The sequence below is a fragment of the Enterococcus sp. 3C7_DIV0644 genome (assembly GCF_002141235.1).
Classification (GTDB): Bacteria; Bacillota; Bacilli; order Lactobacillales; family Enterococcaceae; genus Enterococcus_D; species Enterococcus_D entomosocium.
Genome location: NZ_NGLK01000001.1, coordinates 555,947 through 581,059 on the forward strand (window position 1 = coordinate 555,947; position 25,113 = coordinate 581,059).

Annotated in this window: 22 protein-coding genes; 2 read left to right on the top strand and 20 right to left on the bottom strand. The window is 45.4% G+C overall.

The window, feature by feature from the left end; translation table 11 throughout:
- The first annotated feature begins 5 nt into the window (after positions 1-5).
- Together A5877_RS02775 and A5877_RS02780 are read left to right on the top strand one after the other, a co-directional pair.
- Complete coding sequence (locus A5877_RS02775) at positions 6-758, top strand: ABC transporter ATP-binding protein (protein WP_005235131.1); 753 nt, start codon at positions 6-8, stop codon at positions 756-758.
- Positions 759-771: 13 nt separating this feature from the next.
- A complete protein-coding gene (locus tag A5877_RS02780; RefSeq protein WP_086316315.1) occupies positions 772-2,577 on the top strand; it encodes an ABC transporter permease in 1,806 nt (601 codons plus the stop codon).
- Positions 2,578-2,674: 97 nt separating this feature from the next.
- On the opposite strand, the gene A5877_RS02785 is transcribed toward A5877_RS02780, so the two are convergent.
- From A5877_RS02785 to A5877_RS02875, 20 genes are all read right to left on the bottom strand, one after another.
- Positions 2,675-3,388, bottom strand: a complete 714-nt coding sequence (locus A5877_RS02785) for a demethylmenaquinone methyltransferase (RefSeq protein ID WP_086316316.1) — start codon at positions 3,386-3,388, stop codon at positions 2,675-2,677.
- Between the two features lie 249 nt (positions 3,389-3,637).
- Entirely contained in the window at positions 3,638-7,681 is a 4,044-nt protein-coding gene (locus A5877_RS02790; RefSeq protein ID WP_086316317.1) for a pectate lyase-like adhesive domain-containing protein, read from the bottom strand.
- Between the two features lie 21 nt (positions 7,682-7,702).
- Positions 7,703-8,329 carry a hypothetical protein gene (locus A5877_RS02795; protein ID WP_086316318.1) on the bottom strand — a complete coding sequence of 209 codons (627 nt, stop codon included), beginning with the start codon at positions 8,327-8,329 and terminating at the stop codon, positions 7,703-7,705.
- A complete protein-coding gene (locus A5877_RS02800; RefSeq protein WP_086316319.1) occupies positions 8,322-8,945 on the bottom strand; it encodes a hypothetical protein in 624 nt (207 codons plus the stop codon). The genes A5877_RS02795 and A5877_RS02800 overlap by 8 nt, the downstream gene beginning before the upstream one ends.
- 2 nt (positions 8,946-8,947) lie before the next feature.
- The gene (gene pilM / locus A5877_RS02805; protein WP_086316320.1) at positions 8,948-9,994 is read right to left on the bottom strand and encodes a type IV pilus biogenesis protein PilM; all 1,047 of its coding nucleotides are present in this window, start codon (positions 9,992-9,994) and stop codon (positions 8,948-8,950) included.
- Between the two features lie 108 nt (positions 9,995-10,102).
- Positions 10,103-10,855: an A24 family peptidase gene (locus tag A5877_RS02810; RefSeq protein WP_008378680.1), complete on the bottom strand. Its 753-nt coding sequence runs from the start codon at positions 10,853-10,855 to the stop codon at positions 10,103-10,105.
- Between the two features lie 96 nt (positions 10,856-10,951).
- Entirely contained in the window at positions 10,952-11,476 is a 525-nt protein-coding gene (locus A5877_RS02815) for a type II secretion system protein (protein WP_008378681.1), read from the bottom strand.
- Between the two features lie 75 nt (positions 11,477-11,551).
- The gene (locus A5877_RS02820; RefSeq protein ID WP_086316321.1) at positions 11,552-12,763 is read right to left on the bottom strand and encodes a type II secretion system F family protein; all 1,212 of its coding nucleotides are present in this window, start codon (positions 12,761-12,763) and stop codon (positions 11,552-11,554) included.
- A 3-nt stretch (positions 12,764-12,766) separates the two neighbouring features.
- Positions 12,767-14,077, bottom strand: a complete 1,311-nt coding sequence (locus tag A5877_RS02825) for a type IV pilus twitching motility protein PilT (RefSeq protein WP_086316322.1) — start codon at positions 14,075-14,077, stop codon at positions 12,767-12,769.
- Positions 14,078-14,168: 91 nt separating this feature from the next.
- The gene (locus A5877_RS02830; RefSeq protein ID WP_223347100.1) at positions 14,169-15,743 is read right to left on the bottom strand and encodes a GspE/PulE family protein; all 1,575 of its coding nucleotides are present in this window, start codon (positions 15,741-15,743) and stop codon (positions 14,169-14,171) included.
- Positions 15,744-15,757: 14 nt separating this feature from the next.
- A complete protein-coding gene (locus A5877_RS02835; RefSeq protein WP_086316323.1) occupies positions 15,758-17,806 on the bottom strand; it encodes a phage head-tail adapter protein in 2,049 nt (682 codons plus the stop codon).
- On the bottom strand, positions 17,793-18,479 hold the full coding sequence (locus A5877_RS02840) for a type II secretion system protein J (RefSeq protein WP_005235107.1): 687 nt from the start codon (positions 18,477-18,479) through the stop codon (positions 17,793-17,795). The genes A5877_RS02835 and A5877_RS02840 overlap by 14 nt, the downstream gene beginning before the upstream one ends.
- A gap of 43 nt (positions 18,480-18,522) precedes the next feature.
- Complete coding sequence (locus tag A5877_RS02845) at positions 18,523-19,218, bottom strand: prepilin-type cleavage/methylation protein (RefSeq protein ID WP_086316324.1); 696 nt, start codon at positions 19,216-19,218, stop codon at positions 18,523-18,525.
- Between the two features lie 25 nt (positions 19,219-19,243).
- Positions 19,244-19,567, bottom strand: coding sequence for a hypothetical protein (locus A5877_RS02850; protein ID WP_005235105.1), 324 nt, complete (start codon positions 19,565-19,567; stop codon positions 19,244-19,246).
- Between the two features lie 38 nt (positions 19,568-19,605).
- Positions 19,606-21,060 carry a hypothetical protein gene (locus tag A5877_RS02855; RefSeq protein WP_086316325.1) on the bottom strand — a complete coding sequence of 485 codons (1,455 nt, stop codon included), beginning with the start codon at positions 21,058-21,060 and terminating at the stop codon, positions 19,606-19,608.
- Between the two features lie 13 nt (positions 21,061-21,073).
- Complete coding sequence (locus tag A5877_RS02860) at positions 21,074-22,117, bottom strand: hypothetical protein (RefSeq protein ID WP_086316326.1); 1,044 nt, start codon at positions 22,115-22,117, stop codon at positions 21,074-21,076.
- Positions 22,110-23,489, bottom strand: a complete 1,380-nt coding sequence (locus A5877_RS02865) for a glucosaminidase domain-containing protein (protein WP_086316327.1) — start codon at positions 23,487-23,489, stop codon at positions 22,110-22,112. Before A5877_RS02865 ends, A5877_RS02860 begins: the two co-directional genes overlap by 8 nt.
- Entirely contained in the window at positions 23,422-23,796 is a 375-nt protein-coding gene (locus A5877_RS02870) for a hypothetical protein (RefSeq protein WP_086316328.1), read from the bottom strand. Before A5877_RS02870 ends, A5877_RS02865 begins: the two co-directional genes overlap by 68 nt.
- Positions 23,793-24,089 carry a hypothetical protein gene (locus tag A5877_RS17305; protein WP_254907416.1) on the bottom strand — a complete coding sequence of 99 codons (297 nt, stop codon included), beginning with the start codon at positions 24,087-24,089 and terminating at the stop codon, positions 23,793-23,795. The genes A5877_RS02870 and A5877_RS17305 overlap by 4 nt, the downstream gene beginning before the upstream one ends.
- Positions 24,086-25,099, bottom strand: a complete 1,014-nt coding sequence (locus tag A5877_RS02875; protein WP_254907417.1) for a hypothetical protein — start codon at positions 25,097-25,099, stop codon at positions 24,086-24,088. Before A5877_RS02875 ends, A5877_RS17305 begins: the two co-directional genes overlap by 4 nt.
- Between the last annotated feature and the right edge of the window lie 14 nt (positions 25,100-25,113).

Sequence of the window (25,113 nt, forward strand, 5' to 3'; positions counted from 1 at the left end):
TAATCATGGAAAAAATTATTCAAGCAAGTGAACTTACTAAAGTTTACGGAAAAGCCAACGAAAAACAAACCGAAGCCTTGAAAGGCATCAGCTTTGATATTGAAAAAGGTGAATTTATCGGAATCATGGGAGCTTCAGGCTCCGGTAAGTCTACCTTGTTGAACATTCTTTCAACCTTGGATCATCCAACCAAAGGTACGATCCGCATCAACAACAGCGACATCACCAAACTAAAAGGCGATGCCTTGGCAGATTTTCGCAGCCGTGAAATTGGCTTCATCTTCCAAGATTTCAATCTCCTAGAAAACTTAACAGCTTCTGAAAACATTGCGGTGCCCCTTTCTTTACAAGGGGTCAAACCAAAGATCATCCAACAACGGATCAAACGAGTCGCAGAACGTTTGTCTATCACGCATATACTCGACAACTATCCGGCAGCAATCTCAGGTGGACAAAAACAACGGGTGGCAGCCGCTCGAGCCTTGATCACGGAACCAACGATTCTTTTTGCAGATGAACCGACAGGTGCCTTGGATTCAAAAAGTGCCAAAGACTTATTAAATATGATGGACGACTTGAATACCAATGACCAAGTATCGATTTTATTAGTCACTCATGATCCCCTTTCTGCCAGCTATTGCCAACGTATTTTATTTATCAAGGACGGGAAGATCCATCAAGAAGTGAAACGTGAGGATCAAAGCCGGGAAGAATTTTACCGCAAGATCCTTGTCATTCTAGGAAACTTGGAACAATAAGGAGGAAGAACACATGCTTTGGAAATTATCACTTACCGGAATCAAAGGCCGGTTGAAGGATTATATCGTCCTCTTTTCTGGTTTAGTCATGGCCTCAGCCATCTTCTATATGTTCGAATCAATGGCCAGCAATGAAGCCTTTTTAAAAAGCAACTCGATCATCAGTATGGTGGTCTTTATCTTTCGCTTTGGTTCTGTCTTATTGGGGATCATCACCTTTGCCTACATTTTATACGCCAATTCTTTCTTAATGGCGATGCGGCAAAAAGACTATGCCATGTTTATGATGCTAGGAGCCAAAGGACGTAAGATCGCCCAAATGATTTTCATTGAAACATTCTTGGTCGGGATCGCCGCCACTGCTGTTGGTTCATTACTAGGTATTGGATTAGCCAGTGGTGTCAATACCTTACTAGTGAACCAATTAAATTTACAGATCAGCCATTATGCGGCCTTTAATCTACAAGCATTAGTCGTGACACTTGCATTCTTCTCGATTCTCTTTTTGATCGCTGCTATCTTTAATGCACGGGCAATTGCCAAAAAATCAATTTTAGCCTTGTTACGAGAAACCAGCACACCGGCGCAAGTCAAGCAACGTCCTTTCATGCTCTTTTTGCAAACTGTCTTAGGGATTTGTTCTTTAGCAGTCGGTTATTATATGATGAGCGACTTGATGAAATTCCAATTGGTGGGGATCGGTGTTGCCCTAGTTACTATTATTTTAGGGACCTACCTCGTCTTTCGTTCCGTGATCATCACGATTTTATCTTTGCTGAAGAGGACCGATGCCATTGCTTTGAAAAGGTTAAACAATTTCACCTTGTCTCAGCTAAGCTTTCGGATTCGTGATTATACGCAGATGCTATCGATGGTAGCCATGCTCTTTGCTCTAGCATTAGGTGCTTTGACTGTTGGTCTGGGCTTCAAAAACGAGATCCCAATTATGGCAAAATCCGTTGCCCCTTATGACTTGTATTTGAATAATGCCCAAAATGCTTCTGACGAAAAAGTTGCAGCCTTAAAGCCGACTCTTGATGTCACATATAGTCTGAAGGAAACAGACGACACCCTTTATTACAATAAAGATCAATTCAACAAGAACAACTTGCTCAGCACCAGTACGAATCAGATGAGTATCGACGTTACCTACAACAAGCTGTCGGGAGACCAATTAGCCAAAGATATCACCGCGCAGGACCAATTGCGTAGCTACCTCTTGCAAGAACAACGAGGCAAAGAGATCCAAGTTGTCGATCAAACCGCTTTTGATACAATCAATGCCCCTGAATCCAGCTTGCGAATGGTGCAAGTCAAAGACTTTCAAGCAAGTTACGATGCATTACATGAATTGGCGCAAACAAACCAAGAAACCAATACTACTGAAACTGCCGATACGAATTTTTCGCAACGGGTCTTCGTCTATGACACGTATAATGGTCTCTTCTCCGGTTTTGAATTTATGGGCTTTTTCTTGGGGATCGCCTTCTTGACGATGTTAGCAAGCTGCTTGATGTTTAAAATTCTTTCTGGGGCCAACAGCGACATTCAACGCTATACGATGTTGAAAAAAATCGGAACCCGGACTAGCTTATTGAAAGGATCGATCCGCAAAGAGATTGGAGTGCTCTTCCTAGTTCCTGGTATCTTAGGGATGATCCATGTCTTGTTCGGATTACAAATGTTCACAACATTGATGATCGATCCGTACCACGATCTATGGCTGCCCTTTGGCATCTTTATTGCTCTCTATGCCATTTATTACGTGGTGACCATCTGGTTATACACCAACATCGTTTTACGACCAAACAAAAAATAACTAGTACAGACTTTCTGAATTGCTCAACGCAAAGAGACCATCAATCCGCTTGATGGTCTCTTTCATTTCGTCGCTCTTCTATCGAAAAAAAACGCCGTTAGCTTTGAGGTCTAACGCCCATATGCATCGCCGCCGCACCTCCTGCATAGCTTTTGACTTGTAACACATCAAAGCCAGCTGCCTGAAATTCTCGTTTCAATGCCTCCTTGTCAGGAAAATCCCGCGCAGACTCCTGGAGCCAGGAATATTCTTGATAGCTTTTGGCGAACAGTTTGCCAAATAACGGCATGACATGGTGAAAATAAAAAGTAAACAGTTGCCGCCAGCCGATCAGTGTGGGCTGTGATGTTTCCAGACAAACGATTTTCCCGCCTGGGCGCAGCATCCGATGGATCTCCGCCAAGACTTGTTGGCGATCCGCGACATTTCTCAACCCGAACCCGATCGTCACATAATCAAAGTGCTCGTCTGGAAAGCTTAATGCCATCGCATTGCCAGTCTGCCACTGGATCTGCGTTTGTTGCTTTTTCTTTGCCTTTGCTTTGGCAACCGTTAACATTTCTTCGCTAAAATCAACGCCGGTCACTTGCCCCGTCGGACCGACCGCTTCATTTAAAGCAAACGCCCAATCCCCGGTCCCGCAGCATAAATCTAATATCTCAGCACCCATTGGTACTGCCATCCGTTTCATGGTGTCCTTGCGCCACCGTTTGTGCAGCTGAAAGGAGATAATACCGTTCATTCGATCATAACGGGAAGCGATCGATTCAAATACATCATGTACTTTGGTTTCTTTGGCTGTTGTTGCCATTGCGGCACGTCCTTTCTTTGTTCCCTCCGTTTTGCTGTTGCTTCACGTGCTTCTGCTTTTTAGTCTAGCACGAAAAAACCTGCGGAACAAAAACCCTGCTTTCCCCTTTTCCTCCAGTAATTTCCCCACAAAAAAACAGCCTTTCCTACATAGCTCCCCGCTTGTTGACCAAGGCAATTTGGTCAACAAGCGGATCCAGCAGTGAAAGACTGTTCTTCTTCTGTTTGTTTTAAAAAAGGTTATTCACGTTTAATCGATGAAGTCCCAGATATTGTTCCAATAAGAAACACGGTCTGCGCCATTTTCATCTTTGTAGCGCACAGAAATCAAATTACGGATGTCATGAACAGGAATATCAAGGGTGACAGAATCCGTTACGGGTCTTTGCTGCACGTTGTATGTTCGATAAAAGGTGCCATCCATATAGACGTCAAAGGTACTAAGATTGGAATAAAAAATCTGCAGCTGATTGTTATGAACAGCAAGGTTGATCAACTCACCAGTGACAGCGCGTGTACCGGTCTGAAGCGTGAGACTGTCTTCCCCTATCAAAATGTTTTCCGTCTCTGGTTGATTCCCCGAAACTCTACCGTTGATCGTTACCGGGGTCAGAACATTACCAGCAGCTGCCTGTTCATCCACCCGAGCAATCAAGTTCCATTCTATGCGATCTCCAGGTGCGATTGGGCGTTCTAAGTGGATCGTGATACGATCGCCAGAAAGAGTTGCCGAGGCGATATTGTCTTGATACACGAGCGCATCGACATTTAAGAACGTCAATAAATTCGGCGAGATATCTAGCGTCACGACAGCATTTTCAATATCGTCTTTCCCAGAATTTCGCGCATCGTTGCTTTCTACGATCGTCCGCAAGATCAATTGATTGCCGACGGTGATAATCGGATTGCCTTCTTCATCACGATCAAAGCTTTGCGGTACTCGCAACGTAATCGATGGGTCAGAAGGTCGAATACTGGTGACTTCAAAGGAGAGCGCTGGTGGGAAACGATCATCGCCAATGGCATCACGATACCCTAAATAGTCCTCGTAATCGCTGGCGGACGGATTCGTGCTCCCCAACTGACCATTGGGTTCCGTCGTGGTCGTATCTGGTAAGGTTCCTACGAAATCGTCGTAACGATCATTTGCGAAATCTTTTGCGTAAAATTCGATATACACATCCTCTTCAGGATCAAGGCGACGAGGTAATTGATACTGCCATGGCACGGAGTTGCCTTGTTCGGCATCAAGCGTAATGACATATGGGTCACCTGAAGCATCACGGATCAATCCTTGCGCGGTACTCGCATAAATGGCGACTCGCTCTTTTGGCTGGTCGTCTTGCGGAGAATGAAAATCCATGATCCCCGAAACTGTTGTCGTCCGTTCATTAAAGACCTGATCCTCTGCCACTTGCAGACCAGTCGGTGGTCGTACATCCACGACGACCGCATCAGGCAAAGCGGCAATACTCTCTTCTGTTGCATGAATGAAAATCGAATCATCAACATCCTCCATCGTTGGGTCTAATCCTCGGTGGGCACGCAGCACTTCAAAACGTTGACCTGTCTTGAAAAAGTCGTCCCGCGTCCATGCGATCACACCATTATGCACCTCACCAAAAACATCGACAGTTGATTTGGAGGAAAGCCATTGCGTTTCAAGCTGGTTGCCCGCTTCGTCCTTCAAAGCAACTTCCACCCAGACCTCATCATCCCAAGCATCGCGAATCGCCCCCGTGTATTCATACGGAACGACCGCTTTGGCATAAAAGGTTTTGTCGGCATTGGTCGGGGTCACTAAGTGCTGGATCATTGGCGGATAATTATTGGCAGAAAATCGCGTGTAGGCATTCCCGCCCCTAAAAGTCGTACTGTTGAATTCATTTGAAAAAGGCTCTCCCGGCTGCGGACTAACGATTTGTGCAAAATTGACATTGCCTAGTTGATAGCTCAGTGGATTCCAGAAATTGTCCGGATCACCATCTAGATTCACGTCGTTGCGCTTTTCCCAAACCGCTAGTCCAACACGATTAGACATAAAGGTACTGTTACGGTTCGAATTAGAAAAAGCTTGTCCGCCATTCGGACGATTATTTCGGAAGTCATAAAACAGTGGTTCATCAATCACAAAATTGCTTCTGGCAACCGAACTGATTATTCCATTATTTGCACCTAGGGTCCGACCTTCCATTCGAAAAGTCGCGTCTTTTCCAGCTAAGAACTCGGCTTCTCCGCCTTGCATCCAAACAGCAGGTCCACGATGTGCATAGATATGGATTCGACTGTTTTCACCTTGTGCATGAAAAACCGAAGTTCCACTGCCATCAAGAGGAAATTGAATGCCTTGTCGACCAGCCGTATCTGAGCCATTACTGGCAGTAATGGTGGAATCAGCAGATGGGTCAAATTCTCGTTCTTCATCATTGTACTGATCAAATACGGCAAAACCTGTTTCATCAATATAGATGCCATCATCTGCCGCAGTTCTGGTGCCTGCATGGTTAAAGATATTCAACTGACCGGCTGACTCCACATAGAACTCGTTGTTCCGCCCGTACATCCGCACTGCAGCCGCATTTCCGTGGTATTTGACGATATTCATTTTCCCTTGGTCGGCAAGCACAAAGGTCTGTTCCCCGACTAAGCGAAACCGCATAACTGAACCATACTCATGATGTTGCCCATCACCAAACATATTAAACTGCGACCCTTCCCCAGTTACCGTCACATTGCCGCCGAGTTTGGTGGTCGATCCCGCTTTTGAAATTTGATTGACAAAAGCAGTGGTTCCTCTCGGTACACCACTCGTGGGAGCAGGCGCTCTAGAATAGGAGTTTACGACCGCACCACCAGAAATAATCGTACGAGAAAACTTATTTTGCGTTTCATCCCGTTGTCCAATCAAGGAAATGATTGCGCCGTTCGCTCCCGCTAAATTCATTTGTGATGAGGCATTTAAGACCGTGCCTTCTCCATCGACTTCAAAAATCACCTCGTTAGTACGTCCTTCGAGATTTGCCCAAATTGCTTGCCACTGGACACTATAGAGATCTACTTTGGAACCCTTATTGACCCGAAACGAGGTTGAGATATTATTGTTGTCTGGTCGGAGCCGAAAAATCGGCTGCGTATTTGAGATCTTGACATCCGCCTCATCTGTGATCAAGACACTTTTGACATTAAAGCTGCCAGTATCTGAACTGTTGCCCGCGGCTGGGTTCCTGTGAGCCACCCAATGGAATGTTCCGCGAATCTCGAGATTTCCTTGTTGCAAATAAAGGAAATTATTGCCTGTACTTCCCTCTAGCACACCACTTTTTGCCTCGATATTTTCTATTTTGACCGTCCAAAAAGCTGAGGCTGCCAACGATTGTTGATAGATCAACGCGTTTAATCCTAGATTGTTTCCCTGAAAATCGATCGTCATATTTTTCAACTCAAAGACCGCTGGCTGATGATCATGGGTAGTCGTCAGTTCAAAGAAACGTCCAGTAGGATTCGTGCTATAGTTTGGTGTCCCGTTCGTGTTGAAACGCTTCGGTGTGGTTAAGGTAAAGCCATTCCCATCGATGGACACCGACCGATCCAACGCTGTTAAACGATTGTTGGCCTCATCCGTATAATCAGCGGTAATGTCAGCGAGAAACACGATTTCAGAGATCGATGAATCACTAAAAGCAGCCCGCAGCGCTTGATAGTCCGAAACTTCGGCACGCTCTCCCTGTGTCGCCCGTTCTGAAAGCAGTTCGACTGCCGCTGACTCATTGGTTTCCTGCTGCTGAATGTCAAGCAAGGCTACTTCTTCTACAGCCTTGTCAGCTTCCAATCGCAAGGCTTGTCGTTCCTCGAGAGAAGGCGGAGCGATTTTTTGCAGCGTCCGATTTCCCCGCTTAAGGACAAATTCGATGGCTTCTTCTTCTCCTAAAGAAACTGGTAATGCCAAGGACAACGTTTCTTCCGTAGGCGCCACTTCGATCGCCACACCATAAACACCCTCTTGTTCAGCTGGATGCAAGGTCGCTTCCTCAAGCTCAAGCATTTCAAACATTTCTAATGACACCAGCGCTTCATGATTTGCCATCAAGAAAAGCGTCTCGCCAGCGGCTTGTTCCGATTCGATCGTCAATACATATTGTCCTGTTTCTGGGTCAAAGTGACCGGACACTTCATAAGAATTGCCACCATGGATAGCAAAGACCGCATACAAGACAGAAATAACGATAAAGACCCCTAATGCAGCGGCAGCCAGTTTGATTTTCGAGACAGTCGCTAGAACAGTAAATGATTTCATCTAGGCACCCCTTTCCTTTGATTACTCCAACAGTTCTTGTCCCGTTTCAAAGCTTGATAGATAATACAGCTTGATAACGACACTTGCCGAAAACGCATCTGCTCCTGACGTATTGCTTCCTTGCCGATATTCGACTGATTCAACTTTTAAAAAGCGATTCAGGTTTTCCATCCGATCAATAAAACGCACGATTCCTTCATTCGTCTCACTCAGGAGGTCAAAGCCGATCCTTGTGACCCGAAATTGCGTAGCCAAAGGATTGTCACCAGTCTGATCTGCCATTTGTTCTGGTGTAGGGTAAAGCATCTCCTCATTAAAGGTCGATTGCAAAATCGTGATCGGCAATTCCGTTTCAAGGGCAGCGAGATCGGTAAAATAAGACTCGATCGCCATGCCATTGGGAATGATCGGCACCTCATTGACCGTCTCTGAGGAAAGAAGGTCTGGTTCCCCTTGTAGGTAAACCAGCTGTTCCTGAATGTCGCGGATCTCTGCTTCGATCCCAGCTAATTCCTGAGCCAATTCGATCCCTTCGGCACGTTTGGGATTCAGTAAAAATAGCCAGAAAATAAGTACGGAGGTAGCGAGAACTAGCGCAATTACCGCGGAGATGATGATGTGTTTTTTGGAGAAAAAGACTTTAGTCATCCGCTTCCACCTCGCTTTCCTCTTCGCTCTCTTCACTGATCACTTGTGGTGCAGCGATTCGTGAGAGGTAGACAGTGATGCGCCCATCTTGCGGCGTTGAACTATGAGAAAAAGATTGATAAGTCACATGATGTACCCAATCGATTGCTTCAAAAGCCGATTTAAGGCGAATCAGACTTTCATAAACATCCCCTTGGACTGCCATGCTCACCAAAGGAAACAATGGTGTACCGTCTTGGGCTGTTTCGGACATTGTCCCCTCGCCATTTAGCAGCAAATTATACGAATTGATGGTCACATCGATTCCTGATGCCACTTCCTCAAAGGTTTCCATAATAGGCGCTGTGAAATATTTCTCTTGCTTTTGCAAGGCAATGAATTCTTGCAGGTCTTGAGATTTTGACGCTAGCATCTCTTCTAACTGGCGCTGGAAAACGATGCGCTCTGTTTGACTAGACATGATATTGCTTTGATTATTGGTCACCAGCCTTTGATAATACCAAAAGCCTAACCCACAAACCCCAACGACTACTAACGAAAGGAGAAGCGAAACCGAAAGAATGACTTCAAACGCCCGATTACGGATAAATTTATTAGGCAATAGATTGATGTTCATGGTTACACCTCTTTCGTCGCTAATCCCGCAGCCAAGATATAGCGGTCGGGAATTTTTTTCTTGCTGGTTTCACTTACTTTTGCGGAAATCGTTTTGACCGGCAAAGAAGACAACTCATGAAATATTTCTTGGACTTCTTTCCGCAGCATTGGATGACCGCCGACTAAGTAGATTTTTTTCAATTCACAATCAGGCGAGATTTCCTGATAATAGTAAGCAATCACCGAATTCAAGGTTTCTGCTAACCCTTCCAGTGCTTGGATCTCCGCACTTTCCCTAAAGTTCACTTGCACAGATTGGGCTTTTTCAATATATTTCCAGTTGGCTTGATTATAATCTTCATACTGCACGTAAGTCGGCACCAATTCTTCAAAAAAGGTGATATTAGCGATGCCAGCATCTAACTCGACCAGCACAAAATTTTCACTCCAGTTGATCTGTCGCTGAAACATACGACTATACGCCAGAAAACTGCAATCGACGCCCATCAGCTGATGGCCGCCTTTTTTCAATGTGTCGCCGAGTTGAATCAAAATCGGCTCTGATGTGACCACGACTGGCACATTGCCATTGATGGTAAACCGATTCCGCTGGATGACCACAGCTTGCGGTTCTGCTTTCTCTTCCTTCTTGCTGGCTTTTTTCTTTTGTGCTTTTGGTGCTTTTTCCTTGTTACCTTTACCAAGGATCAGTAGATCAAAAATCGGGTTTTCAAAAGGCAAAGAGATGGACTCCCCCAATTCAAAATACAAGTACTCGCGAATCTCTTTTTCCGAGTTCATCTTACCGATTGGGATCTGTTTGATCAGCAGACGAGAATTTAGTGCCGTGATCACCACACTCATCGTGCGTAATCCCAAGCGTTTGGCAATCTCATTGAAGGCGGCTTCAAGACTATCAGGATTGCGCAGCTTATCATCTTTAAAAATCGTACCATTCACAACCAGCTCGCCGTATTTGAGACGGTCACCTTTTTTGGTACAGTAACGGATGCAGTTTTTTTGGATGTCGATCCCTACTAAGCGGGGAATTGTTTTTTTGCCAAACATACGAGGACCTGCTTTCTTCTTGTTGGTTTTATATGAAGGAACCAACGTTATTTCTATGTACAACGCTTGCTTAGCAAATCAAGCAAACGCCAAGGTCAGCAACCCAATTCAAAGGAACCAGCCGCTGCCAAGATAAACCATGCCGGTAGCAATGGCGATAAAGGGACCAAAAGCAATGTAGCGGCTTTTGACTTTGCCCCGTAGCATTTGGATCACGTAAAAGATCACTGCCAAGCAAGAAGCGACAAATAAAACCGTCAAGACTTGCACTGGGCCGATATACACACCTAAGACGGCAAATAATTTGATATCGCCGCCACCCATGCCTTTTTTACTGAGCTCCGCTAATAGATACAATGGCAAGAAGCCAGCAAAGAAGCCGACGAGCCAATACCACCAAAACTCATTTTGCGGTTGGATCAACCGTAAACCGATCCCTCCGGCGAAAAAAGGGGCTAACACTTTATTGGGGATCAGCTGATAGAAGATGTCGCTGGCAGAAATAATGGCTAATAAGGCTAATAAACACCAAGCGGCAATCACTTCAGCAGTGCCCCAAAACAGCAAGGTCGTACCCGTAAATAGCATGCCGATCAACACTTCATAAAGAAAAGCAATCAGCGGGATCTTTTTTTGACACTTACGGCACTTGCCTTTTAAAATAAGGTATGATAAAACTGGAATGAGGTCCCTTGCACCTAATGTCTGTTGGCAGTCATCACAGTGCGAGCGAGTCAGCAGGGATTCCTTTTTGGGAACCCGCCAACCAACCACTAGGAAAAAAGAACCTAGACACATTCCTATGATGAAAAGATAACCAATGATTAGGCCCATTGGGATCTGTTGCAAAATTTCGTTCATAAAAAACTCCTTTTTTCCTGGGGGGTTGAGTTGCCGTACACCTTAGGTCAGGTTAGTGACTTGAGGTGTTTTTAGTTTCCTAAAAAAATTAATATCTTATAACGGTGGAGGAGCTGGTTGAGGATCTCCAAATACATACTCTCGAGTTAAACCATTGATTTGATTTTGTGTTAACCCAGTACCGAGAACACCTATCTCGTTGCTATTTTCTTGTCCAGCCTTTAAAACGCCAGCTGGAGCATACATTGTTAAAGCACCTGTTGATCCGATATAAAACATAACATTATCAGTATCTTCCCATGATGTACTGTTTAGTAATCCATCATCCATTACATCTTCTAAGGTAAAATCTAAAACCGCGTTAGCTGTCCCGTCATTCAAGTTGCTATTAGTTGATTGATAGAGCACTGCTGCTGAGAAAGCTTGTTGAATATCAGAAACAACTGCATCTTCTCGAGCATTTTGAATCACGTTCCCAATCGCAATAACCCCGATCCCAGCGATGATCGCTAAGATAACGACTACTGCCAGCAACTCGACCAAGGAGAGGCCGCGCTCGTCTTTCAATAATTTATTCAATCGATTGTCCGTTGTTTCTTCTGCTAAAATTGCATCAATCATAGTGTGTTTACTCCTCCTGTTTCTTCCATATATATTAAACAAGCCGTCTAGGTGGCTTGATAATACCAAAATTCATTACCCTTGGATCGCACCGAATAAATCGAACATCGGGATCATGATCGCCGCAACGATCAAGCCAACGATCACACAGATTATCAAGATGACAATCGGTTCCATGATCGTTTTCAGTCGCTTACTGGTTTCATCAACTTCTTTTTGATAGATGATACTCAATCGTTTCAGCATGTCCTCTAGGGAACCAGTACTTTCGCCAATCTCGACCATCTGGGTCACTAACATCGGGACCATCATGTTGCCACGAAAGATATCACTGATCTTGCCACCTTCTTCAATTTGAAAGGCACAATTATCGATGATTCGCTTGATGTATTTATTGGAAACGACATCCCGACTCATATTCAAGGCGGTCACCATACCGACAGAGCTGCTAAGCAGTGTCGACATGGTTGTCATAAATAATGAAAAACTATTTTTGGTGATCATATCGCCCACCAACGGAATACGTAATAGAAAACTTTGAAAAGCGAAATCGAAGGTTGGATTGCGTCGCGCGATACACAGTCCGACGAAAAATCCGACGATCAAGACGGCTAAAACCCACCCTCTGGTCTGAAGGAACTCGCTGATCGCCATCGTTACGACGGTGATCGTCGGCAGATCCGCATCAAATCCTTCAAATACTTCCACGAACATCGGTACGATCATCACCAATAAAATGATCCCCACGATTAAGGTTAAAATCACTAAAATAATCGGATAGACCATCGCTGTGACGATCCCGCTGCGGTTTTCGGCGCTTTTTTCATAGTAATCCGCCATATCCTTCAAATTTCCTTCCAGTGATCCAGACATCTCCGAAACAGCGATGACACTGGTCAGAAGTGTCGGAAAGGCATTGGGATGATCTTTGTAGGCTTCTGAGAGCGGGCGTCCGCTATCAATCTCATCCCGAACTTCGCCAAGAATTTTCTTGAAATTCGGGTTTTTTTGTTGCTCTTCCAGCATTCGTGAGGCATCAACAATCGTGATCCCCGAAGCGATCAATGTCGAAAACTGGCGCAAATACCCTACCAGCAGTTTTAACGAAACTTTTGTAAAGAGTTGAATCTCTTTATTCGCCAAGGTTTCTGGCTGTTCGATCAAACTGTTGACTTTGATATGCTTTTGGCGCAGCTTTTGGCGGGCTTCAACGGAGGAATTGGCACGTAAGCTGCCAGAAAACGTTTCGCCTCGGACATTGGTGCCTTGATAGGCAAAGAGTGCCATCGGCTATTCGCCCCCTTCCTCCATCAAGTTATCTGCCACATCGGCATCGACCCGTTCCGCAGCAACGAGTTCTTCTAAAGAAGCGCTCATGGTATGCATGCCTTCGTTTTTTCCCATCTGCAGCATATTATGGATCTGGTGGGTTTTCCCTTGACGGATCAAGCTGGCGATCCCTCGGGTATTGAGCATCATTTCGGTTGCTGCTACCCGTCCGTTGCCATCGATCGTTGGCAGCAAGCGCTGGGACAAGATCCCTAGTAATGCGCCAGCAAGCTGTGTACGAATCTGAGTCTGCTGATCGGCAGGAAAGACATCGACGATCCGTTCAATAGTCGCTGGGGCACTTGACGTATGCAAGGTTCCTAATACCAAGTGTCCCGTTTCCGCTGCCGTCAAAGCAATCGAGATTGTTTCAAAATCTCGTAGCTCCCCTACTAAGATGACGTCTGGATCTTGACGCAGGGCAGCTCGTAAGCCATTGCCAAAGGACATGGTGTCGCTGCCGACTTCGCGCTGGGCAACGATGCTTTTTTTGTGGTTATGGATGTACTCAATCGGGTCTTCCAACGTCAAAATATGCGTCTTTTTGGTATCATTCAAATAGTCCAGCATCGCAGCCAGTGTCGTTGATTTCCCTGAACCGGTCGGCCCTGTAACTAAGAACAAGCCTTGGCTTTTATGGATCAGAGTCCGCAAGACGGTCGGCATACCGAGTTTGCTTAGCTTCGGGATCTCGATGGGGATCTGCCGCAAGGCGATCGAAACGGTATCTTTTTGGCGGAAAATATTGACCCGAAAGCGACAGATGTCGCCTAGTTCGTAGGCCAAGTCGGTCTCGCCTTTTCCCTTGAATTCCTCCCATTGCCGTTGGTTGCAAAGGATTTCGGCAATGGCTTCGATGTCCTTGGTGTCGATGGTCGGAACCCCTTCGATCGGTAGCAAGTCGCCGTGGCGACGAAAAATCGGCGGTACGCCTTCGACTAAATGGATATCCGATGCTTTTTGTTCGACGGCGATCATCAACCAATGATCGATCCGCTCTTTAGGTGGCATGGCAGCAAATTGCGCCGCTTCGTTGCGATTGACGCCCTGTGTACTGCTGGCAGTCGTCGTTTTTGTCACTGCTTGCCGTTCTGCTTTTTGAATGATCTCCCGCGTCGAGACAGATCGGTCTTGATCGCTCTGGCGACTGTGGGCACGTTTTTTTTCTCTCAGTTCACGATTTTCCCGAATGCGGGTACGGGTCGGAGCTGTTTTTTCTCTCGTCGCCCTTTTGGTTGCTCGCTCTTGTGTTGCCACTCTCGTTTGATCCATTAAACCAGCCCCTTTCTATGTGCATTTCCTTTTAAAATAATGTATGTAGTTCTTCGGTGATCCCTAGATCACCGATAAATCAATCCGTGCCTCACTCTTCTGCGGCGACCACCTTCAAGACTTCTTCGATGGTGGAAAAGCCTTGTTGCACTTTGTCTAACCCATCATCCAACAAAAAGCGCATCTTTCGTTCCTGAACATAATCCATCAGCTGGTCGTTGGTCGCTTTGTTCGTGATCATACGACGCAGCTTGGCATCGATCGTCAACAGCTCTTGGACGGCCATTCGCCCTTTGAATCCCGTATTGCCACACTTTGGACAGCCCACAGGCTGTGCCAGTTCCGTAACCGTGATGCCATAGGATTCAAATAACTGCTTGTCCTTGTCGCTGGCTGGTCCTACTGTCTTACAAGAAGAACAAAGGGTTCGGACGAGCCGTTGAGCTAAGATGCCTTCTAACGCATTAGCGACCAGAAACGGTTCTACCCCCATGTCGACTAAGCGATTGATGGTGCTGACGGAATCATTGGTATGCAGGGTGGATAATACCAAGTGCCCGGTCATGGAAGCCCGAATCGCAATCTCCGCCGTTTCGCCATCTCGAATCTCTCCCACCATCACGACATTGGGGTCTTGTCGCAAGATCGACCGTAACCCAGCGGAAAAGGTCAAACCGACGTTGCTGTTGACTGCCACTTGGTTGATGCCTTGCAGCTGAAACTCCACTGGGTCTTCGACGGTGATAATATTGATCTCAGGCGTGTTCAACTCTTGCAGCGCCGCATACAAGGAAGAGGATTTCCCTGATCCTGTCGGTCCAGTGACAAGAATGATCCCGTGGGGTTTATGCAAAATCGCTTTAAAGGTTGCCAATACCTTCGGTTCAAAGCGAAACTCATCTAGGCGCCGAATGCCACTGGAGCGATCCAACACCCGAATCACAACTTTCTCCCCATGAATGACAGGCAAAACCGAGACCCGCAAATCAACCACGTTGCCCCCGTTACGAATCATTGCCCGACCATCTTGTGGCACACGTGTTTCGGTGATATCCAAGGAGGAAATGATTTTCAGTCGTGAAGTCACACCAGTCTGAATACTCTTAGGCAAGTTTTCATGGGTACGAAGCTCCCCATCGACCCGTAAGCGGACAACTAATCCTTTTTCTTGGGGATCGAAATGGATATCACTGGCGCCCCGATCCACTGCATCTTGCAGCAGGGTATTGACCAATTTTACGATTGGCGAATCATCTAATTTTGAGTCACCTTCTGGATCGATGGTTTCAACGAGAGAGTCGCTCAAGCCATCCAAACTGATCTCAGAAGGGTAATCGCGAACGATCAGTTGTTGGATATCGGCATTGTGGGCTTTTTGCGGACGAATCAATAACCCAGTGATCAAACGCATTTCATTGATCGCCGCATAATCCCCAGGGTTTGCCATCGCAACGGTCAAGCGGTTGCCTTTTTTTTCTAATGGAAAGACGCTGTGCTGTTTGGCAAACGAGCGGGGGATCAGTGACAAAACCTCTGAGCTGATCTCTAAGTCAAACAGGTTGCCTGTTTGTGTTTTCTCAGCAGTGGTTGAACTTGTGGTGTTCTCTGACTTTTTGAGAGGCCTTCTAGGTTTTCTACGTGGCGTTCTTTCACTTGATTGCGGCAACTGGCGCCCTCCTTTCAATAATCGAGTTTGTTGATATAGTCAAACATTCGTGTAACGGTTAAATATGCTTCATCATCAGACCACATGTTTCGATCCAAAAAACTTCTGAGGATCGTTACCTCCCCCGATTGCGCCTGACTTTCAAAGTCGCGGACGCGATAATTGACGCCTAATTGTTGCAGTTGATTTTCTAGTTCCACCTGGTCATCCATATAGTAAGGTACGAGAACGACCGTTCCTTCAAGACGACGGTTATGAGCCCCTGTTGCTAAAAAAGTCGGGTCAAATAATGCCAAATCTGGCAGTATTTCCATGACAAAGGTCGACTCTCTATCCACAGCTAAATGAAAGGGTTCAACGCCTGTATGACCCAAGATCAGCTGGGCACCATTTTTTAAGGTGATTTGATTCCAATACGCTGGATCTTCATAATAAGAATCAAAAACCGCGGAACTGCCGGCTTCTGCTAATGCCAATCTACGAGCAGTTTTCGGCGCATCGATAAATGAAAGCCCGTGAACCTCCATTATGGTATTGCTGCCATCCAATGTGATTCTTGACGGGTCATGGGGCACTGTGAATTGATTTTGATTCTGAAAATACGAGAAATCATCGATCGTTCCACCACTAGGCATCATCGTATTCGTCAGCATAAAATCACCATAAACAGTAATCCTTCGTTCCGTATCTTCGGTACTATGCACGATCGAGCCTTCCGTGACTGGTCCCGCATAAAAATTGCTGCTCGTCAGAACCATCGACGGCTTCATAAACGTCAAACTACCATCTGCCGCAGGGTTCTGTTTCGTGGCTTCTCGATGATAAAAATTAAAATAATTGGTATTTAATTCGCCTAACCCAGTGCCCGCATCCGGTGAATTTACGGAAACATTTAGATGGCCTTCAGCAAAAAGAACCCCTTCTTGCTCAACTCTCGAAGCCGAACTATTGGTGTTGTTGATCCATACGTTTCCAGCAAGGATATCCGTATATGCTTGTGATAGGACCAAGCGACTGCCAGCTCGACTGCCCAAATCGATATACATTCCTAAACCGGCTTGCAAGAAGATGTCTTTGATCACGTTCAACCCGTTACTAGGCTGTCCGCCATCATTCTGGATCGCAAGCAGACTTTTTGCCGAAAATTGCCCGCTTCCCTGTCCTTCCATCTGGACCCCATGATTAAAGAAAAAGGAACCATCGAAATGCAGCCAATTAAGAATCGGCTTTGTTCGAAAATCTAAAAATCTGCCGTCTTGAAAATCTTGCAGGACATTGTTGGCAAACCCGAATTGCAAGAAGTCATCCGATTCAAAAGCGAGATAATCAAACGATGGACGTACGCGTTGAAAATCGGCGACTTCAAACAATTTTCGAACCCAAGTATCGGCGGATACCGCTTGCCCTGCTGTAGAGGGTAAGTAATAGGGATAAAAAATGTTTCGCCAAATATCCAGCTGTGTTTGTCTTTGTTCGAGGTCTTCTTCTTCAAGCTGCATTTCATAGATATATTCGGCAGAAGCTGTATGTACTCGCGGTTGCCCTTCAGCCAATTGCGTCTGATCCGTGACTTGCGATTGAATTTGAATAATGATTTGAAGATTGGTTTTATCTGGCAGCATCGAGGCGGATTGGATCCATCCTTGCTCCCCACCAGATTTGGTCATTACATAAGGGGCGATCTCATTATATTCATAGTCAACGACAGAGGAGGTAAAAGAAAATTTATCATCGATGTTCTCATTCACATCGACTTCGTCCAGCACAAATCTCAGTTCGTTATCTAGATGGTCTTGCCATTCATTATTATTAGAATAGAAGCCGCCATTCTGCATGGTTCGAGTGATGAAATCATCTATTCTCAGTTTTAGCTCCTGAGAAGCGAGTTGAAAGGAATATTCGTGTACATCTTCCACTCGACGGAAGCTATCTATCGTTCGAATTTGTGAATTGACATTTCGAGCAACAAGGAAGACCAAGCCAATCATCAAAGAGGAAAGAATGATCGCCGCGAGGGCATAAATCAGCGCAAAACCAGCTTCATTTTGTCTACCATCTTCCATTCCCGGGTACCCCCCCTCTTGCTTTCTCATTGTCACGATAATTGATCGTAAATTCTCGTTTATAGATAATCTGCTTGTGGTAATCAGTGACCAGATCCTCCATCTGCCACCACCCAGTCAAATCATCATAATAATCCGCAAAGTTGATCGTTTCCGTGTAAAATAAAACGAAAAACTTGGTCTGGATACTGAACGTATCGCGATAATTTGGCGTATAGTGATGGGTCAACGTCGCTTCATTCTCATTTTTTTGTTGAATGATCTTTAACTTAATCGTAGGATCTTTCGTATCATAGACTCTGGCACGAATATTGTTGGTATCTGTGATATCAGTCACAACCATTCGCGGACTGCCCTCTTCCGTAATCGTTGCCCCTAAGGTTCCTTCGGGCATTGTTTTGACAATATGTTCCTCGTGGAAAAGAAGACTATCATATTTTCCTAAATACCCCGCATGTTCATAGATACCATCAATTTTGGCGATTCGGTCTGCTTGCGCCAAGATTTCATTCGCTATCCCTTGAAAGGCAGCAATTCGACCTTGACGAACAGAGGCTTGGACGATCAAAAAGAGTGTCCCAGAAAAGAGTGCAATGATGATGCCGAATATGACCATCGCCCCTAACAATTCGACAAGCGTGATTCCTTGCTCATCCTGTAATCGATGCTTCATCTGCGCCCCTCCTTTGCAACTTCCGCAAGAACAGCCAGCCCTTTCAATAGTCTACTACCCAATGCAGATACGTTTCTGTCAAAAATGCGCCCGTTTGTTTATCGAAGACCTGAATAATAAGTCCGAGCCCGAGCTGACGACGGTCGTAACTGTCTTCTCGCAGTCCATGTCTGGGGTCTTCGCGAATGGAGACCTTGACCAAATAGTTGGTGGTTTCTTCATTCTCCGACAAGTACGTTCCCATATAGAGGCGATTTTCTTCCGAATTTACCAGGGGCTGCGGCAAATGAGCGCCAGAATGATCGTATACCACCTTGCGAATAAATCGGCCCCGATTAAGATCATCTACAGCAATCGGGATTTCTTCATACATCGGTTGCCCTTGCGCATTGTATTGAATCCCTGAATTATCGAGGACCAAATGGTGTCGGCGAACTTCTGAGGGATCATCTGGATCGACCATCATCCAAGAAGGTCTAGCCGTAAAGATCCCGATATTCAAATCCGCCAAGTCTTGAGTCTGTGCCCGGTAGATTAGCCATTCCTTGACATCATCTCGTGCTGCGATGGCCTCTTCCATTCGGGTATTGTAGCTAAGGATCAGGTTGTTTTGGATGATCAGCATGGCGATCATGACCATTGCGATCCCGAGAATGACGATCGCTCCAAGGATCTCAACAAGGCTGAACCCTGATTCATCAAGTACTTTATGTGCTTGTCTGCCTTTTTTCAGTTTCATCACCTGCTTTTTGCCTAGCCCCCGATCAAGGAGAATCCTTTTCTTCTAGCTGGTTGATACTTGTATCTGGGTCAAGAAAAGATAATTTGCTAAGGGCAAACCCCCAGTGAATCAGTTTATTGAAATCAGGGTAGTCAGCTAATGGAATACTTTTTTTGGCTTTGCGTGTGATTCGGATTCGTTCCCTGATATAATGATACCTTTCTTCTTCAACCAGTCGCTGAATCTCGGCGATCCCTTTTTCAACATCAGGATCTTCGACATTCGCTTGCATATATTGTTGGTAGAAATAATCCAAATACTTCCCGTATTGAAGAAAATAACGGTATTCAATTTCTTCAATGACCATTTTCACGTGAATCTCTCCTTGACTTATTTTCTAGCAACTTATTGAAGTGAGTACAAATGCCGATAGATGATCGCAGTAGCACTCTCTGGGCGATCATTGTCTAACTGAAAGACCTCCTTTAATGATTGTCGATCAGAAGCTTGAATGACTTCGACTTTCGGTAAAAGTTCGTAGGCAAGATGGCTATCGTCTGCGACACTTGTATCGATCATCACTTGTTCGATCAGTGAACGGGTGACGCCATAACCGTCTTCACTTTGATAGGATCGGTCCAAAGGGAAACTATAATAAAACCAGCCATCATCGGGATTATAGATCCAAGTGTTGCGATCGATCTGACGGTAATCGCTCAAAGAGCCGAATTCGATCATGATGGCTTCTGAATCGATCTGGGCAGGACTTTCAGAGACAAAGCTGCTTAGCGTTTTCACCGTTTGGGTCGGATACAACCCAGCAGCATCGGGAAACGCACTGATCATCTCTGGCAATTGAAAGGCACTGCCTAACCCAGATTCTGTCGTCGTGTAATCAAATGACGACTGGTCAATCGTTCCCTGTTCTCCGAGATACGTGAATCCCGTAGGTTCTTCATTGGTGGAAAAGGGGCTGGCTAGCTGCGACTCCGCCCAGTTTCGAACAAAATAACGATACCCTTCAAGATAATAACTATAGGTCAAGTTGGCTGCTTCAAAGGTCCACTCAGCAACCGGATCAGCAGGATTGAGCAGCAGCAGTTCCCCACTCATTTTCTGCATGACCGGTTGTTGGTTTCGTCGAAAGGAATAGCTGAAGTGAGCTTCGACAAGGACCGGTTCTTGCCAGAGATCTGGTGGACCATCGATCAAGTCTGATGACGGTGGCTCCTCCATTTCTTCATTGCCTTCGGTGCGATCGTAGAAGTTCTCAGGATTTTCCTGTTCTTCAGCGTCTAATTCCCCCAATAACTCCTGCATCTCTTCACTATCGAAGGCATCCAAGGGAGGCGTGGGTGCCAACTCTTCGATCGTCTCATCGCTGATCCAAACCATCACTTGACCATCAAGAGCATTTCCAATGAGTTCTGGGATCTGCTGGGTCACGTTCTGATACCCTCTTGCTAAAATTTCGTTTTCATCAAAGCGAGACAGTACTGGTAATAAGTCTGGCGCATCACTCGCATCTGCCGCCTGCTCAAAAGCTGCTTCCTCACTGTCTGGCGCGATATAGCGCAGCACTTCTTCAAAACTTGCTCGGACAAAGACTGGCACTTCACTAGCGTTCATTACCCGAACGGATCGTTGGATCGTCGTCCCTGTAAGGGTCATTCGTTCCTGCCATTCTTCCAAAATCTCGATTTTTTCGAACACTTCATTTTCATCCGCTAATCGACGAATATGAATAGACTGATTATTCTGCCAAATCAAGATGCTAAGCAACAAAAGAAAGAAAAGCAGACCCGCGATACTATTTCTTAACACTATTTTTTTTTGCACCCTTGTTTCCTCTTTTCTCAAGTAATGACGGCTCTCAAGTAAAGAGATAAATGCCTAATAGAATGAATAAGGCGATCAATGATACACAGAAGATGATGGATAATATCAAGTTTTGATCAATAAAACGAAACACATCTGCTACATGGTTGATACTCATTGAGACTTCTCCAACGAAACGGTCTGCTTCGATGGCTTCTTCCCCAAATGCCTGTCCATCACCAATGACGGATAAATGATAGCCCTGCTCTTCGTCAGCCTCGATCGATAGTACTCGGCGAGCAATATAGCCGGTTCCTGAGCCATTTGTAAAGACCGCGAGCCCGTTTGGCTGTACTTGAGTGAAGGCTTGTTCTCTTAAAATGATCAAATCTTGTGTGCGTAATGCGGAGCTGTCAAGATTCGCCATCCCATTATCTGATAAACGCACCACCCGATGATTAAAAACTGTCATTTCGTTTTGATCAGTCACATATAAGCCGATAAACGTAAATAGGACAGTCATGCTACAAACCAAGAAAATCAGATAGATGATTTTCAGTACGAGATTGCCAGATTTCTTTTTGGCTGTTGGTTTCTTCGTCGCGGCTTTGCCTTTTTGCGGGGGACGTCGTTTCTGGGAAACTTCCGCTGGTTTTTTGCCGTGCTTGTGGGTCCCTTTTGATTTGGCATTAGGATGACTTGATTTTTTGATTTTCCCCTGCTCGTTGTGCTGACTTGGACGTGCTTGCTGCGGTGGACGCTTTTTCTTTTTGCGTGGTGCTTCACTGGTCGTACTGGCAGCTGCTCTTTCTTTTTGCTTGCTAGGACGCTGCTTTTCGGTCGGTAATTTGGGGCGATTCGCTGTACCAGCCGCTTTTTTTCGTTTCTTTTTCACAGGCGCCTGTCCTGTCGGTTCTTTTTGGGTCGGCTTTTTTGGTCGTTTCTTGCCACTAGAAGGGCTGGCTTGCTTTCCTTGCGCCTGAAACTTTTCGATTCGGGGATTTCTCGGTGTATCCTCTGGTTGGTCTCGTTTTTTTTCACGTTTGGCAGGCTGTGGCGGACGTTTTTTTCTTCTAGGTGCTTGCGACTGATTACTCATTGGCATCTACCTCGCTGCCCGCTCGTTCCATCCCTCTTAATTGGTTTGCATAAGTATTGGCATTGGCATTTTCCTGCAAGCGATCCTTGACGGTCCGAATGGATGCTGGCAAATTCCCTGAGCCTCGACGATTTGCCGCGCTTCTTTGCAAGTCTTCAAACAACGAACGGGTCGTCTCCGCTTCTTCCTTGCGGGCTGCTTCGATTGCGTGTGCACGTGTGCGTTCAATCTCTTCCAAAATCTCTTCGGTCGGCTCATTATCATAAATGGTTAGATCATAGGCCTCGATCAACGCATTCAGCTTTTGGTCATAATGGATGTCCGTAGCATAGCGCCCTGTCAACCACGCAGTTGCTTCCCGATAAGTTGGGGCATTTTCTTTCCAAACGGGGGCATAAAAGCGCGGGTTGCCAGTGATGCCTCCTCTTAGTAAGCGAGCGTAATCTTCGATGGATTCACGGTAACTTGGGTATTTACGGAAATTGGAAGAGATCGTATACCACGCACCACTTCCATCATCTTCTTGCGTATTGAAGGTCACTTTTTGCCCACGAAAGCTGCCCTTGATGCCAAAGAGATTGTGGTTCGGCGGACTGGATAAGGCACTATTTCCTGAGCCAGTCTCCAAGATGGCTTGTGCGATCATCACTGAGGCATAAAGATCATTGTTATAGGCAACATCCTGCGCGTCAGAACCAATCTCATTGATGAATTGTTGTGTCGTTAGATTACGTGAAACCGAAAACTGAAAGTTGCTTTCCCGCTCTTCTTCATCGATCGGCGATTCGGGTTCTTCAGTGATTGGATCGGGCTCTTTTTCTTTGTCCTGATTGGTTTGATTCCCATTTGATTGGTTGTTTCCGCTATTGTTGCTGCTGTTGGTATCGTTGGTTTCTTGCTCATTCGTTTCAGGTCCAGCAGGCTGATTCGGCTGTTGATCGCCTTCTGAAGGATCTGGCGTCGACGGAACGTTTTCGGCCTCTTGGTCTTCTGTTTCATCCGAGCCGCTCTCCATCTCTTCCTCGTCTGTCTGTCCCTCGTCTGCCGGTCGTTCCACATCATTTACGACTTGGACTTCCGTTCCTTTTTCGGCCTGCTCCGCTTCTTCTGGAAGGGTTTCTTTTGTTTGTTCTGGAGGAGTATCAAGTTGCTCCGTTATCCTGTCAGCTCCTTCGTAAGAGACCGGTCGGAGGGCATCCGTTATCGATTGCCCACGACTTTCTCGTTGTGCATCGATGGTTTCCATATAAGTAGATGGTTCTACACCTAAGATCGATCGAACCATGGCTTCAGAAATCGTTTGATTATTGATGATTCCGATAAATGCTCCGATCGCTAACAGACTTTTTACGTTTCTTCTGGGCTTTTTCATCTTCTTGATCCTCCTCCTTGGGGCTGTTCTTGCTGGTGCCTTTTTTTGGTCGTTCATGGTCTTTGCTTTCATTTTTATCAAGCTGCACAAGCAGCAATTGATAATGAAAGGCATTGTTCCGCAAATACATCGTAAAACCTAGCAAAAGAGCGAGTAAAAACAAGTGACTGATAGTGACATATTCTCGAAAGGCAGAGAGATAAAAATAGGCGGTCAGCTGCAAAAATACCGCTAATGGGATCAAAGAAGCAATAAAGTAGATGCGGTATAAGAATAAGAATCGTTGTTTTTGCTTTTGGGTTCTCATAGACTGCTCCTAACGTCTGTATTGCCTTCGATCAATGCTTTTTTTTCTAATAGATAGCTTTCGCTTTGGAGAAGATCAAAGTAAGCGGCTTTTCGTAAAAGATTGTCATAGTCCATCTTCATAATGCGTGCGTAAGGTTTTCTAAACCATGGTCGCTCATACAATTTGACTCGTGATTCAATCACGCTGCATTCATAAAAAACTAAACTGATATCTTTAGCAGATAGGTTGTTGTCGACCACTTGCTGCACTTGCCCTCTCTCATAGGTCAATTCTTTTTCGTTCAACGTCATTTTTTCGATCTTTTGTACGAGATTTCATTGATGCGCCAAACCTGTTCGAGGTATTTGGCTTTTTGAAAAAGATAGGTATATTCTCGTAAGCTGATTTTCAATTGCGTATGCCAGTTCTCGTCTTCTTCATCGGTCAAGCTGTTTAAATAGTGGATACTATTTTTGATCAAAGAGGCTTCTAAGTTTTCGATGTAGATCTCAAGCTTTTGATTGGCCAAGCGCAAGCGCTCTTTGCTTGCTCGTTCTCGTTTCGCCTCTTCCTCCAACGCTAATTCATTGGCGTTGACTTTGGACAATTGCTTGGCTTTTTTTGACTGTTTTTTTTTGCTGCTTTTTTTTCGAACTTTCTTTTTGAACTTTGGTGGCTCATCCGCACTGACCTTTTGGAACTCGAGCGTGTCTTCCAGTTCTTTTTTCATTGCATTGGTTTTGCCCTGACGTTTTTCTTCATGGACTTGCGCTTTCGGGCGACTCACAAACGTGACATTTTGTTCGTCGATCACGCTTTGTACGATTTTTACCAGTTGCTCTTTAAAGTCGTTCGCATCACTTACACCAGCGGGGGCTTGCTGCTGCAAGCTAGCATGCAACTGCATCGTAAAGGGAAACTCTTCTTCTGTGTATGCGATTGGTACAAACTCCAAAAACAAATTGCTTTTCTCATCGGACACATGATTGATGCCAATTTGCGTCCACACAAACTGAGGAAATTGCTGTTCCAAGGGAATGCGTAATTTTGAGTAATCGATTTTTTTCCGTAAGATCTCCATCTCGATATGATGGGTGAAGGCTTCGATGGAATAAAATTGCTCAAAGTAATGCGTCACTTGTTTGCGAATCGACGATTTGAGCGGCCACTTTTTTTGATAGAGGTTGTCACAGGCAGTGATTACTGATGGAAGTGCCTCTTGTTTGTAAAATAATTCCTCAAGATTTGGACTCAAGGTTGGATAGATGGCAATTTTTAAAATATCATTCGTCACATTCGTCCCAATGACCAACATTCTCATAAGAAATCAAGTCG

Excerpts from the sequence above, each read along its gene's own strand:
- A5877_RS02775 (WP_005235131.1), top strand. The coding sequence starts at position 6 with ATGGAAAAAATTATTCAAGCAAGTGAACTTACTAAAGTTTACGGAAAA.
- A5877_RS02780 (WP_086316315.1), top strand. The coding sequence starts at position 772 with ATGCTTTGGAAATTATCACTTACCGGAATCAAAGGCCGGTTGAAGGAT.
- A5877_RS02785 (WP_086316316.1), bottom strand. The coding sequence starts at position 3,388 with ATGGCAACAACAGCCAAAGAAACCAAAGTACATGATGTATTTGAATCG.
- A5877_RS02790 (WP_086316317.1), bottom strand. The coding sequence starts at position 7,681 with ATGAAATCATTTACTGTTCTAGCGACTGTCTCGAAAATCAAACTGGCT.
- A5877_RS02795 (WP_086316318.1), bottom strand. The coding sequence starts at position 8,329 with ATGACTAAAGTCTTTTTCTCCAAAAAACACATCATCATCTCCGCGGTA.
- A5877_RS02800 (WP_086316319.1), bottom strand. The coding sequence starts at position 8,945 with ATGAACATCAATCTATTGCCTAATAAATTTATCCGTAATCGGGCGTTT.
- pilM (WP_086316320.1), bottom strand. The coding sequence starts at position 9,994 with ATGTTTGGCAAAAAAACAATTCCCCGCTTAGTAGGGATCGACATCCAA.
- A5877_RS02810 (WP_008378680.1), bottom strand. The coding sequence starts at position 10,855 with ATGAACGAAATTTTGCAACAGATCCCAATGGGCCTAATCATTGGTTAT.
- A5877_RS02815 (WP_008378681.1), bottom strand. The coding sequence starts at position 11,476 with ATGATTGATGCAATTTTAGCAGAAGAAACAACGGACAATCGATTGAAT.
- A5877_RS02820 (WP_086316321.1), bottom strand. The coding sequence starts at position 12,763 with ATGGCACTCTTTGCCTATCAAGGCACCAATGTCCGAGGCGAAACGTTT.
- A5877_RS02825 (WP_086316322.1), bottom strand. The coding sequence starts at position 14,077 with ATGGATCAAACGAGAGTGGCAACACAAGAGCGAGCAACCAAAAGGGCG.
- A5877_RS02835 (WP_086316323.1), bottom strand. The coding sequence starts at position 17,806 with ATGGAAGATGGTAGACAAAATGAAGCTGGTTTTGCGCTGATTTATGCC.
- A5877_RS02840 (WP_005235107.1), bottom strand. The coding sequence starts at position 18,479 with ATGAAGCATCGATTACAGGATGAGCAAGGAATCACGCTTGTCGAATTG.
- A5877_RS02845 (WP_086316324.1), bottom strand. The coding sequence starts at position 19,218 with ATGAAACTGAAAAAAGGCAGACAAGCACATAAAGTACTTGATGAATCA.
- A5877_RS02850 (WP_005235105.1), bottom strand. The coding sequence starts at position 19,567 with ATGGTCATTGAAGAAATTGAATACCGTTATTTTCTTCAATACGGGAAG.
- A5877_RS02860 (WP_086316326.1), bottom strand. The coding sequence starts at position 22,117 with ATGAGTAATCAGTCGCAAGCACCTAGAAGAAAAAAACGTCCGCCACAG.
- A5877_RS02865 (WP_086316327.1), bottom strand. The coding sequence starts at position 23,489 with ATGAAAAAGCCCAGAAGAAACGTAAAAAGTCTGTTAGCGATCGGAGCA.
- A5877_RS02870 (WP_086316328.1), bottom strand. The coding sequence starts at position 23,796 with ATGAGAACCCAAAAGCAAAAACAACGATTCTTATTCTTATACCGCATC.
- A5877_RS17305 (WP_254907416.1), bottom strand. The coding sequence starts at position 24,089 with ATGACGTTGAACGAAAAAGAATTGACCTATGAGAGAGGGCAAGTGCAG.
- A5877_RS02875 (WP_254907417.1), bottom strand. The coding sequence starts at position 25,099 with ATGAGAATGTTGGTCATTGGGACGAATGTGACGAATGATATTTTAAAA.